This is a genomic window from Micromonospora sp. NPDC049081, assembly GCF_040648835.1.
GTDB classification, from domain to species: domain Bacteria; phylum Actinomycetota; class Actinomycetes; order Mycobacteriales; family Micromonosporaceae; genus Micromonospora; species Micromonospora antibiotica.
On sequence record NZ_JBEZEK010000032.1, the window covers coordinates 56,241 to 68,090 of the forward strand.

General features: G+C 72.2%; 11 protein-coding genes and 2 pseudogenes. 8 read left to right on the forward strand and 5 right to left on the reverse strand.

Translation table 11 applies throughout. From position 1 onward, the window contains the following. Positions 1 to 20 precede the first annotated feature (20 nt). From AB0B63_RS29360 to AB0B63_RS29370, 3 genes are read right to left on the reverse strand one after another with little or no spacing between them, the layout of a single operon-like run. The gene (locus AB0B63_RS29360; protein ID WP_357024621.1) at positions 21 to 983 is read right to left on the reverse strand and encodes a transporter; all 963 of its coding nucleotides are present in this window, start codon (positions 981 to 983) and stop codon (positions 21 to 23) included. Further along, complete coding sequence (locus tag AB0B63_RS29365) at positions 980 to 1,870, reverse strand: ABC transporter ATP-binding protein (protein ID WP_357024623.1); 891 nt, start codon at positions 1,868 to 1,870, stop codon at positions 980 to 982. Before AB0B63_RS29365 ends, AB0B63_RS29360 begins: the two co-directional genes overlap by 4 nt. After that, the gene (locus tag AB0B63_RS29370; protein WP_219466379.1) at positions 1,867 to 2,265 is read right to left on the reverse strand and encodes a GntR family transcriptional regulator; all 399 of its coding nucleotides are present in this window, start codon (positions 2,263 to 2,265) and stop codon (positions 1,867 to 1,869) included. The genes AB0B63_RS29365 and AB0B63_RS29370 overlap by 4 nt, the downstream gene beginning before the upstream one ends. A gap of 501 nt (positions 2,266 to 2,766) precedes the next feature. Between AB0B63_RS29370 and AB0B63_RS29375 the strand changes: the two genes are divergently transcribed. Further along, positions 2,767 to 3,687, forward strand: coding sequence for an AraC family transcriptional regulator (locus tag AB0B63_RS29375; RefSeq protein WP_357024628.1), 921 nt, complete (start codon positions 2,767 to 2,769; stop codon positions 3,685 to 3,687). Between the two features lie 140 nt (positions 3,688 to 3,827). After that, the gene (locus AB0B63_RS29380) at positions 3,828 to 6,593 is read left to right on the forward strand and encodes an AAA family ATPase (RefSeq protein ID WP_357024631.1); all 2,766 of its coding nucleotides are present in this window, start codon (positions 3,828 to 3,830) and stop codon (positions 6,591 to 6,593) included. Here the strand turns inward: AB0B63_RS29380 and AB0B63_RS29385 are convergent. Continuing rightward, a complete protein-coding gene (locus AB0B63_RS29385) occupies positions 6,529 to 7,131 on the reverse strand; it encodes a ferritin-like domain-containing protein (protein WP_208565701.1) in 603 nt (200 codons plus the stop codon). The two genes, AB0B63_RS29380 and AB0B63_RS29385, sit on opposite strands and share 65 nt — an antisense overlap. A 329-nt stretch (positions 7,132 to 7,460) precedes the next feature. On the opposite strand from AB0B63_RS29385, the gene AB0B63_RS29390 reads away from it, so the two are divergent. From AB0B63_RS29390 to AB0B63_RS29415, 6 genes and pseudogenes are all read left to right on the forward strand, one after another. Beyond that, positions 7,461 to 7,766, forward strand: coding sequence for an antibiotic biosynthesis monooxygenase (locus tag AB0B63_RS29390; protein WP_208565702.1), 306 nt, complete (start codon positions 7,461 to 7,463; stop codon positions 7,764 to 7,766). A gap of 52 nt (positions 7,767 to 7,818) precedes the next feature. Beyond that, on the forward strand, positions 7,819 to 8,820 hold the full coding sequence (locus AB0B63_RS29395) for an alpha/beta hydrolase (protein WP_357024636.1): 1,002 nt from the start codon (positions 7,819 to 7,821) through the stop codon (positions 8,818 to 8,820). Continuing rightward, positions 8,820 to 9,449, forward strand: coding sequence for a methyltransferase domain-containing protein (locus AB0B63_RS29400; RefSeq protein ID WP_357024639.1), 630 nt, complete (start codon positions 8,820 to 8,822; stop codon positions 9,447 to 9,449). Before AB0B63_RS29395 ends, AB0B63_RS29400 begins: the two co-directional genes overlap by 1 nt. A 28-nt stretch (positions 9,450 to 9,477) precedes the next feature. Beyond that, entirely contained in the window at positions 9,478 to 10,869 is a 1,392-nt protein-coding gene (locus AB0B63_RS29405) for a low temperature requirement protein A (protein WP_357024642.1), read from the forward strand. Between the two features lies 1 nt (position 10,870). After that, positions 10,871 to 11,008, forward strand: a pseudogene (locus AB0B63_RS29410) (2Fe-2S iron-sulfur cluster-binding protein); the annotation flags it as partial. A 37-nt stretch (positions 11,009 to 11,045) separates the two neighbouring features. Next, positions 11,046 to 11,423, forward strand: coding sequence for a hypothetical protein (locus tag AB0B63_RS29415; RefSeq protein ID WP_357024645.1), 378 nt, complete (start codon positions 11,046 to 11,048; stop codon positions 11,421 to 11,423). Positions 11,424 to 11,768: 345 nt separating this feature from the next. Here AB0B63_RS29415 and AB0B63_RS29420 read toward each other — a convergent pair. Next, positions 11,769 to 11,850, reverse strand: a pseudogene (locus tag AB0B63_RS29420) (transposase); the annotation flags it as partial.

The following is an 11,850-nucleotide window of genomic DNA, read 5'->3' on the forward strand; positions in this document are numbered from 1 at the left end:
GTCGCGGTGGGACCATCTGGTCAGAACGTGGGGCGGCGGATCCGCCAGAAGACCAGCGCCAGCAACAGCAGGGCCAGCGCGACGAACGTGGCGGTCTCGATGGCCTGGAAGCTCCAGTAGCGTTCGACGGGTTGGTAGACAGCCCACCGTTGGATGCCGTGGTCGTGGAGGTAGACGGTGGGGTCGCCGCCCCCCTCCCGGGCCCTTCCCTCCATGATCACGGCGTCGAGGCCGGTGATGTGGCGGCCGTTGGCATCGACGAACCCCTGGTCGAGGACCATGTCCCGGGCGCTGGTCGTACCGTCGGTGATGTCGCCCGCTCCCGGTACGAAGGCCTGGACGTGGGTGACCGGCGTGCGGAAGTGCGGGCGGATCCAGCCGGCGACGGTGAAGCGTACGGCCAGGAACGCCACGAACGCCACGGCGGCGGCCGGCAGGCTGCGGCGCAGCACCGGCCCGGCGGCGACGCCCAGCGCGAACGCGAACAGGGCGTACGCCATGGGCACGACTCCGGTCAGGTCGAAGCCGGTGATGTCGAACCCGCCCAGCAGGTCGAGTGGCTGCCGGTACCAGGCGACCACCATGGACAGTGCTGCCGCGAGAAGGACGCTGACGGTGCCGAGTACCAGGATCTTGGCGGTCAGCCAGCGCCGGCGCGGCACCGCCTGGGTCCAGGCCAGCTGCCAGGTGCCCGCCTCCAGCTCCCGGGCGAGCAGCGGCGCACCGAGGAAACCGCCGATCGCGTACGGGACGAAGTTGAGCAGGATCAGCACGGTGGTGCTGTAGCCGTGGTCCTGCTGTAGCCGGGCCAGCGCGGATCGGCAGCCCTGGTCCAGTGGTGGCACCAGGCAGTGTGTCGGACCCATCGGGAACAGGGCGTGCATCGGCCGGCCGAGGACGAACAGCGCCACCGCGACGACGCCGACGAAGACCGTCAGTGCCAGGACCTCGGTACGGTGCTGACGCCACATCATCCACGTCATGCGGTCTGCTCCCGGTGTTCGGCGTCGAGGCCGGCGGGCCGGCGCAGGTAGGCCAGCACGAGCTCTTCCAGCCCGACGGGGTTCGCCTGCCAGCCGGGTATGACCGGCGTTGCCGCCTGGCGTACCAGCATGGTGGTGTGCCTGTCGCTGTGGCTGACCTCGATCACGGACGGGCCGTGCGGGTCCGCCCCGACCCGTGGACCCAGGAGCAGCCGGTGTTCGGCCAGCAGCGAGTCGATGTCGCCGTCGAGTACGACCCGGCCGTGGTTGATCACCACGAGGTGGTCGCAGACCCGTTCCAGTTCGTGGATGGCGTGGGAGGAGAACAACACGGTCAGCTGGCTGTCGGCGACCGCGCCCATCAGGGTCCGCTGGAACTCCTGCCGGGCCAGCGGATCCAGGCTGGACAGTGGCTCGTCCAGGACCAGCAGCTCGGGTCGCTTGGCCAGCGCCAGCGTGAGCGCCACCTGGGACTGCTGCCCACCGGAGAGCGCGCCGGCGCGGGCGTGCAACGGGATGCCCAGTTGGGTCAGGCGTCGCGCGGCCAGCCCGTGGTCGAAGCGCACGTTGCAGGAGCGGCCGAAGCGCAGCAGGTCCGCCACGGTGAACTGGCGGTAGAGCGGGTGGTCCTGCGCGAGGAAACCGATGCGGGTCAGGGCCCGCACACTGTTGGTGGCGGGCGATTCGCCGAACACCTCGACCGATCCCGTGGTGGGCGTGAGCAGCCCGACCGCCAGGCGCAGCAAGGTGGTCTTGCCGGCGCCGTTCGGGCCGACCAGGGCGCTGACGCGGCCGGGGGGCAGCTCCAGGGTGCAGTCGCGCAGGGCCCATGCTCTGCGGTACCGCTTGCCGAGGTTCCTGGTACGCAGCGCGGGGTGGGCCGTCATGCTGACTCCGCAGTCGTCTTGGTCTGGTGGTGGACGCTGGCGAACAGCGCGGCGATCGCCTGATCGTCCAGCCCTGCGGCGTACGCCCTCCGCAGCCAGGTCTGCAGGCCGCTCCGCAAGGAGGTGTAGGTGGCCGGGGGCACCGCAGCGGGCAGCGCGTCGTTGACGAACGTGCCGTGGCCTGGCCGGCCGGTGACGAGGTTCTCCTGCTCCAGCTGGCGGTATGCCTTCGCCACCGTGTTCGGATTGATGGCCAGCGACTCGACGACCTCCCGGATCAGGGGCAGGCGGTCCCCGGGCCGCAGGAAACCCAGCAGGACAGCCTGCTGGACCTGGTGGACGAGCTGCAGATACGGCGGTACGCCGGAGCCGGTGTCGAGCCGGAAGTGGAACATGGGGCCTCCCTGCTTTACTAGGGTAGTAGTAAAGCGGTAAGGCTCGCCCGCCGTCAAACCGCGTCACCGCGTACTCGCCGAGACGCAGCTCGATCGGCCGCGCCGCGTACGTGTTGTAGACGAGCCGGTCGGCCAGTCGGTAGTCACGGCGGAAGCCCGTGCGCCACCGTGAGTTTCTGCCCCAGCCGTGCGACAGGTCGGCCACCTGCCGGTGTCGTCGCCGCCATGCCCAGTACAACGTCGAGGTCGAGGCGAGTACGGGATCCAGGTGGTGGGGGTGCTGGATTTCGATTTGCGGGATGGTGTGCTTTCGTTCTGCGCTTATCTGTTGTTCGATCTGCGGGCCCGTCAGCGGGGCGGCCGTGGAAGAGATCCGCGGCTACGTCCCATTACTGCCGGTTGCGACGAGTTCGGGGAAGGCGCCCGCCGGGGCGAGCTGTCCCGCCGGTCGGCCCACGGCGCCGGGCAGAAAAGGGCCGGTGCCCTGGTCATGGTGCTTCAATGGTGGGCATGCCGCTCGACGAGTTGCGCGTTCTGCTGGGCCGGCATGCCCGGCCCGACCTGGGCACGAGCATCGCCGACGTGCGCATCTTCCGTGCCGACCGGCCCGACCCGCCGACGCCGACCACCTACGGCAGGGTGCTGGCCCTCGTAGCTCAGGGCACGAAGCGGTTCGCGCTCGGCGACCGCGTGTACGAGTACCAGGCCGGCGACTATCTCGTCGCCTCGGTCGACCTGCCGGTGACCGCGCACTTCGCCCGCGCCAGCCCGGAGGAGCCGGCGCTCGGCTTCGGCCTGACCCTCCACCCGGCCGCCGTCGCCGAGGTGCTGCTCCAGGCCGACCCGGCGGACCTGCCGCCGGCACCCGCCGCCGAGGTGCCGGCCGGCCTGGCCGTCAGCAGGGCCCCCGTCGAGCTGCTCGACGCCGCAGTCCGCCTGCTGCGCCTGCTCGACCGGCCCCGCGACATCCCCATGATCGCGCCCCTGATCAAGCGGGAGATCATCTGGCGGCTGCTCACCGGCGAGCAGGGCGGCGTCCTGCGCCAGTTCGGCCTGCCCGACAGCAGCCTCAGCCACATCGCCCGGGCCGTCCAGTGGATCCGCGACAACTACGCGCGGCCCTTCCGGGTCGAGGACGTGGCGCAGCAGGCGGGGATGAGCGTCTCCGCGTTCCACCGCAACTTCCAGGCCGTCACCTCGATGAGCCCGATCCAGTACCAGAAGCAGATCCGCCTGCAACGCGCCCGGCTGCTGCTCGCCGCGAGCCCCGGCGACGTCGCCGGGGTCAGCCGCCGCGTCGGCTACGAAAGCCCCGCCCAGTTCAGCCGCGAGTACCGCCGGCAGTTCGGGGACCCGCCCCGCCAGGACGCGGCCCACCTGCACGCCCGCACCGCCGCACGGGTCACGCCCCGCGACAGTTGACCGGAACTCGCGTTCTCTTGCCCGATCCTGCCGCCTGCGCCGACGGACGGCCGGGTGGCTGATCACCGCCGGTAGCCTGCCCGAGCAGAGGGCCGAGGTCGGCCGGGGCCGACGGACAACGACGGGCGCGTGAGGTACGGGTGGCCGGTAGCGAACTGTTCGGACGCCACGACGCCCTGGCGCAGCTCGCCGAGTTCCTCGACGGGGTGCGCCAGGGCGGCGGCGCGCGGCTGATCTGCGGCGAGCCGGGGGTCGGCAAGTCCGCCCTGATGACCGCCGCCATGGAGTTCGCCCTCGCGGACGGGATGCGCGTGCTGCGGGCGTCCGGGTCGGAGTTCGAAGCCGACGTCAGCTACTCCGGCCTGCACCAGCTGCTGCTGCCCGCGCACGCGGCTCTCGACCGTCTCCCGCCCGGTTCGCGCGAGGCGCTGTCGGTGGCGCTCGGCTTCGGCGCCGGCACGCCCCCGGACGTCCTCCTGGTCTGCAACGCCGCCCTGCTGCTCGTCACGGAGCTCACGGCCGACGAGCCGGTCCTGCTGGTGGTCGACGACGTGCACTGGCTCGACCGCGCGAGCGCCGTCGTCCTCGGCTTCATCGCCCGGCGGCTGGCGGGTGTCCGGGCCGGGCTGCTGGCGTCGACCAGGGCGGGATCGGTGAGCTTCCTCGACCTGCGGGGGCTGTCCGAGCACGCCGTCGGGCCGCTCGACGACGAGGCCGCGGGGCGGCTGGTCGACGCCCGCCACCCGCAACTGCCGGCGCGGGTACGCCGACGCCTGCTCGACCTCGCCCAGGGCAACCCCCTCGCGCTGATGGAGCTGCCCGCCACGCTGCTGGGCTCCGTGCGGCGTACGGAGACGCAGCCCGAGGTGGTCCCCCTCAGCGACCGGTTGCAGGCGATCTTCGCGGCCCGGTTGACCGGGCTGCCCGAGGCGACCCGGCGGGTGCTGCTGCTGGCCACCTTCGAGGGCACCGGCGACGTCCGGGTGCTCCGCGCCGCGCTGCCCGACCAGTCCAGCCTGGCCGACCTGGCCCCCGCCGAGCGGGCGCAGCTCGTCCGGGTGGACGACGCCACGGCCCGGATCGCGTTCCGGCATCCACTGATCCGCTCGGCGATCGTGGCCATGTCCACCCACGAGGAGCGCCGCACCGCGCACGTCGCCCTCGCCGGAGCCCTGGTCGACGACGAGGAACGCCGCGCGTGGCACCTCGCGGCGGCCGCTGTCGGCCCCGACGAGGCGGTGGCGGAACTCCTGGAAGAGGCGGCGCACCGGGTGATGCGGCGCGGGGACGGGTTCGCGGCGGTGGCGGCCCTGGTCCGCGCCGCCGAGTTGAGCGCCACGAGCGCCGGCCGGGGGCGGCGGCTCGCCGAGGCCGCGTACATCGGAGCGGAGGCGAGCGGCACCATCGACGACGCGAAGATCCTGCTGACCGACGCGCGTCGGGCGGCTCCCGACTCGGCCGGTTCGCTGCACGCGGCCAACGCGACCGCCTTCCTCATGATCAACGGCGACGGCGACGTGAACACCGCCCACCGGCTGCTGGCGGGTGCCATCGAGACCGGCGACCACGGCTACCGGGCCGACGACCCCGCGCTCGTCGAGGCCATGCACACCCTGCTGCTGCTGTGCTGGTACGGCAGCACGCCGGAGTACTGGGAACCGTTCTTCGCGCTGCTGCGCCGGATCCGGCCCCGGCCGCCGGACGTGCTCGCGCTGGCGAGCGACAGCTTCGCCGACCCGGTGCGCACCGGGAAAGCCGCGCTGGGCCGGATCGACGCGGTGCTCCGCACGCTGACCGAGAACGAGGACCCCACCCGCATCATGCGGATCGGCACGGCCTCGGTTTACCTCGATCGTCTCGGCGACTCGCGGGAGGCGTCCTGGCGGCTGGTCGAGCACGGGCGCAACGGCGGGGCACCCCGCCGGCACCTCGGAGCCCTGATGCACCTGTGCCTCGACGACTTCCTGACCGGCCGGTGGGACGAAGCCGAGGAACTCGCCGCGGAGGGCCAGCGGACCTGCGACACCAGCGGCTTCTCGTTCTTCGCGTGGTACTTCCGGTACAACCGGGCGATCCTCGCCGCCGGCCGGGGACGGTTCGACGAGGCGTACGCGCTCGCCGACGAGATCACCCACTGGGCGCTGCCCCGTGGCGTCGCCGCCGCCGCGCTGTTCGCGCAGCATCCCCGGGTGCTCGCCGCCATGGGGCAGGGCGACTACGACGCCGCCTTCGGCCACGCCGCCGCGATGAGCCCGCCCGGCCTGCTCGCCTCCCACGTGCCGCACTGCACCTGGGTCATGTTCGACCTGGTCGAGGCGGCCGTACGCACCGGGCGGACAGCCGAGGCCCGGGTCCACGTGCAGGCGATGCGGGACGCGGACGTGGCTGGCTTGTCGCCCCGGATGGCCCTGCTCCAGGCCGGCGCGGAGGCTCTCGTCCTCGACGACGACGAGTCGGTGACCCGCGTGGAGGCCCTGCTGGCCGACGCCGCGACGCGGCGGTGGCTGTACGACGGGTCCCGGGTGCGGTTGGCCCTCGGTGAGCGGCTGCGACGGACCCGGTCGCCGGCGGAGGCCCGGCCGCACCTGCTCGCCGCACGGGACGGATTCGCCGCCCTGGCCGCAGAGCCCTGGCTCGACCGGGTGGAGAGGGAGCTGCGCGCCTGCGGCCACCGTCCGCCCCCCCGGCAGCGGGGTGACCTGACCGCGCTGACGGCGCAGGAACTCCAGATCGCGGAGCTGGCGGCTAGCGGCCTGACCAACAGGCAGATCGCCGAGCGCCTGTACCTGTCCCACCGGACCGTCGGCGCCCACCTGTACCGGATCTTCCCCAAGCTGGGCGTCACGTCCCGGGCGGCGCTCCGGGACGCGCTGTCGCCGCCTGCTGCTGGGCAGACTGCGCGCTGAGCTCGTCGGCCTGCGTCTCCTTCGCTTCGAGCAACCGCTCCAGGAGACGCCGGGTGGTGGGGTCGTCGTCGCCGATCCAACGCACCGCCTCCTGCAACGTCTGGACGAGGACCCGCGCCCCGACGAGGTTCTGCGTCACGATGCCGACGACGTCACCGTCGGGGAACGCCCGGAAGGCGACCCGGGACCGGGCGCCCAGGTGTTGCGGGTCGTAGTCGCCGGCGCACCCGAGCTGCCGGATCCGGGTCGCGACCAGCCGCGCGTCACCACGGTCGCGGTCGGCCCCGGCGAACAGGAGCTCCGCGAGCGGCCGGGCCGACGGAGCGCGGACGGCCAGCGCGTGCTGCTCGTACTGCAACGAGGACACGACCAGGCTCGCCAGCAGCACGTTGAGCAGGCGCGTGGTCGCCGCAAGGTCGGCCCGGTTCGACGGCGTGACCGGCCCGTCGTCGAGGTCGAACAGGGCCCGGTCCCGGACCTCGCGCATCCGCAGCACGGTGGGCGGCGATGCGGGGTGTTCCCGTCCTGATGGCGTCACGCCGTCGATGGTGCGGCGCGGCTCTCGACCCGCGCATCTGTCGAATGACCTAACCCGGGACGAGGTGCCGGCGGCGGAGGGTCCTCACGGCCCCGGGCCGGTGCACCAGGACGCGGCGCGGGCCGGCGGCTCCGCTCACGTCAGCGGCCCCGCCCGGCCGCCGGCCTGCCCGGTTCCGGCACGACCGGCTAGGTCATCGGTCGTCGGCGGCCCGGATCCCGGAAGTCGGATGACTGATGAAGGCCGGCCCGGCGGCCCCGAAGGTAGAGCCCAGCCAGGCAATACCGTCGCCGCCGACATCCGGCGGCAGCCGCCGAGGAGAGTGCCCGATGACCATCAGCTACGGCTTCCACGCCACCATGACCGCCCGCCCCGGCAAGGGCGACGAACTCGCCGACTTCCTGCTCGCGTCGCCGTCGCTGACGAACGAGGACTGCGTCGTCTTCCTGATCGGCCGCTCCGCCGCCGACTCCGACACCGTCCACGTCACCGAGGGCTGGACGACCGAGGAGGCGCACCACCGGTTCTTCGCCACCGACGAGGCGCAGGCCCTGCTGGCGCAACTCCAGCCGCTGATCGTCGGCGAGCCGGCATACCTCGACGAGGTGCCGGTCGGTGGCAAGGCCGCCATCTGAGACCCCGCACGGCAATCCGTCCCTCCGCACCGAACACGACAGGAAACCCCTCATGGCACTGACACGTCCCCCCGTCGACCCCGAGCTGCGCACGCTCCTGGCCGACATGCCGCTCGTACCCGAACTCAACCGCGACGTGCTCCCGCAGATCCGGCAGTTCTCGTCGACGCCCGTGGAGCCGCTGCTCGAAGGCCGGGCGATCGACCGGCGCGAGATCAGCATCGCCGGCCCGGACGGCACGGACATCCCGCTGTCCGTCTTCAGCCCCGCCGGCCCGGAACACACCGCTCCGGCCCCCTGCGTCTACTGGATGCACGGCGGCGGCATGGTGATGGGCGACCGCTTCTCCCAGCTCGACATCCCCCTGGAATGGCTCGACCGGTTCGGTGCCGTCGTCGTCTCCGTGGACTACCGGCTGGCACCCGAGGCCACCGGCACCAGCCTGCTCGACGACTGCTACCACGGTCTGCTGTGGGTGGCCGAGCACGCCGACGAGCTGGGCGTCGACCCGAACCGGATCATCGCCGCCGGGGTCAGCGCCGGCGGCGGCCTCACCGCCGGGGTCGCCCTGCTGTCCCGCGACCGCGGCGGCCCGGATCTCGCCGCCCAGGTGCTGATCTGCCCCATGCTCGACCACCACAACGACACCACCTCCAGCCGCCAGTACGCCGGCGAGCCCGGCGTGTGGACACGCGAGATGAACGAGTTCGCCTGGCGGTCGGTGCTCGGCGACCTGGCCGACGACGCCGTACCCGATCATGTCTCCCCCGCGACGGCCGACGACCTGTCCGGCCTGCCGGACACCTACGTCGACGCCGGCACCGCCGAGGTGTTCCGCGACGAGGCCGTCGCCTACACCACCCGCATCTGGGCCGCCGGCGGCCAGGCCGAGCTGCACATCTGGGCCGGTGGCTTCCACGGATTCGACGCCCTGTACCCGCAGGCGCGGATCTCGGCCCAGGCCCGCCGCGCCCGCACCGACTGGCTCGCCCGCATCCTGACCCCGGCCGCCGGGCCGACCCGGCCGCAACTCTCCGGGCAGCGGCCCGGCTGATGAGCGACAACCACCGGGCGGATTTCCTGCGCGAGTTCCTCCGCGACCCGTTCACCGTCGCCGCGGTCGCCCCCAGCGGCCGGCCGCTGGCCGACCTCGTCACCGCGCCCGTCCCCGGCGTCGGCGAGCCGCTGGTCGTCGAACTCGGCCCCGGCACCGGAGCGTTCACGGCCGCCATCCAGCGCCGGCTCGCCGGCCGGGGCCATCACCTCGCGGTCGAGGTCAACGAACGGTTCGCCGGCCTGCTGGCCGCCCGGTACCCCCGGCTCGACGTCGCCGTGGCCGACGCCCGCGACCTCGGCGACGTGCTGGCACAGCGGGGCCACGGCCGGGCGGACGTGATCGTGAGCGGGCTGCCGTGGGCGGCGTTCGCCGGGGGCCAGCAGGACGAGCTTCTGCACGCCGTCACCGACGCGTTGACCCCGGACGGTGCCTTCACCACGTTCGGCTATACGTTCGCCCGCTGGACGCCGCCTGCCCAACGGCTGCGGCGGGCACTGGGCGACCGGTTCGAGGAGGTCGTGACCGGCCGCACCGTGTGGGCCAACGTGCCGCCGGCGTTCGTGTACTCCTGCCGGCGCCCCCGGGTCACCGCGCGACCGCGCGCGCTGGTGTCCCTGTCCCGCTGAGAACGGCACCCCGAGAGGAGGGTCGGCCATGGGAAAGCCCCAGGGTCCCGGTCCAGCCGTACGCCCGGTCGGCCAGGACCATCGCGCGACGCCGTTCGAGCTGCTCTTCGACCTCGTGTACGTCTTCGCAGCGACCCAGATCACCGCCTACCTGGCCCACGAGCACAGCCCGTACGGTGTCCTGCAGGGTCTGCTGATCCTCGCCCTGCTGTGGGGAACGTGGTCCGGCTACACCTGGCTGGGCAACCACTCCCGGGCCGACGAGGGTCTGATCCGGGCGGGAATGGCCGGCGCGATGGCGGCGATGTTCGTGGTCGCCCTGGCCATTCCCGAGGCCTGGCGGGACGCCCCCGGCGGCCTGCCCGGCCCCGTCGTCCTGGTCTGCGCCTACTTCCTCGTCCGGTGGGTGCACCTCGCGGTCTACGCGGTGGCCGCAACCGGCGACGCCGGCCTGCGGCAGCAGATCGTGATCACCTGGTTCCCCCTGCTGGCGGGCGCGGCGCTGCTCCTGTTCGGGGCGCTGCTGGGCGGCTGGGCCCAGGCGCTGCTGTTCGCCGTCGCGTTGCTGGTGGACTGGGCCGGCATCTACCTCACCGCCAAGCGCGGCGCGTGGCGACTGCACAGCCCGACGCATCTCACCGAACGGCATGGTCTGTTCATCATCCTGGCCCTCGGCGAGTCGACCGTGGCGATCGGCGTGGGTGCCGCCGGCCAGCCCATCGGTGTGCCGCTGGTGAGCGTCGCCGTCCTCGGCGTCGGCACCGCCGTCTGCCTCTGGTGGCTGTACTTCGACGCGGTGGCGCCCGCGGCCCGGCGTCGCCTCGTCGAGGCACACGGCGCCGCCCGGGTCAGTCTGGCCGTCGACGCGTACACCTACGGTCACTTCCCCCTGGTCGCCGGCATCGTGCTCACCGCGCTCGGCGTGGAGGGCGTGGTGGCACACGTCGGCGAGGGCGGGCCGTTGGGAGCCTTCTACGCGCTGTCCCTCTTCGGCGGTGCGGCGCTCTACCTCGCCGGGCACCTGCTGTTCGAACGGCTCGTGCACCGTACGACGAGCCTGCCGCGCCTGGTGGCGGCCGGCGTGCTCGTCGCCGCCGGCCCCGCCGCCGCCGCCCTCGCGCCGCTGGTCGGTCTGGCCGGTCTGGTCGCCGTCCTGATCGTCCTCATCGTCGTCGAGACCCGCCAGCCCCGACGGAACTCACGTCCGACGACGCCACCGGTCGAGGCGACGGCGAGAACTTTCGGAACCGGAACCGTGGAGGATCTGGCAGGGAATCGCGAGGATCGCGATGGAAAAGCTGATTTTTGTTCGACACTGTTGAATAAATGTGAGCTGCGGAATGACGGTGCCACGATCCCCGCGGCCAGCTCTATTCCATCGACGGGAGAGGGTGGCGATGGCCGATCAGGAGCACAATGAAATGTCGCTGCTGGTAAACGAGGTGACTCGCCGGCTGTCAGTGGACAACCGTCGGACGCTGCTCGCCGTGTTGCGGGACGACCCGGGCGTCACCGGGCCGAAGAAGGGGTGCGGCCACGGGCAGTGCGGCGCCTGCACACCGGTATCTGGGCGTAGCCACCAACCTCGTCGACCTGATGAAGTGCGGGGTCGAGGAGCCGACCCGGCTGGTGGACGTACGGCGGCTTCCCCTCGACGGCGTTCACGACGCCCCGGACGGCGGGCAGGTCATCGGTGCGACGACCACGAACAGCCACATGGCCGCGCACCCCGAGGTGCGCCGCCGGTTCCCGGCGCTGGCCCAGGTCGTGCTGGCGTCGTTGATCTTCGATGATGTGCGCGACGTGTGCTCGCCAGCGGATGCCAGCCCGGGTCACCCGGCACCGACGCGGGTCACCGCAGCCGCCCGTGGTCGCAAACGGGGGTTCGTGTGCTCGGGCTGTGGTCCTGGGCTGGGCGAACGTGGGTTCGGGTGCTGCGGGTGGACGTGGGCCACTCCCTGCCACCCCAGGTGAACCCGCAGGTCGCTAGACTAGGCGCTCGCGCCCTCGTAGCTCAGGGGATAGAGCATCGGTTTCCTAAGACGGTCATCTATCCGAACCATGGGCTGACGACCTGCGGGTTCACTTTCTATTCCAGAATAGCGGGTCGCGCACCCGCGTTGCTGTGCTCGCTTGCCGGACAATGGAAGAGTAGGTGTAAGTCCCGCTCAGGCCACACATCGGTTGATCAGACCACGCATTCCTCCGTCGATTTGTGACCCTCGTCGCCGGCCGCGATCGGCCGTTGTTGTGATGGTGGGAAGTTATTCCGGTGTGCGGCCGCGAAGTGGATTGCGTCGGTCATTGGCTAGTGCCTCGTCACGCAGCCTTGAACGGGTAATCCGGGTGGCGGATCTTGGAGCCGGTGGCGAATGACGTTTTCGGTTTGGCGCGTTGGTTG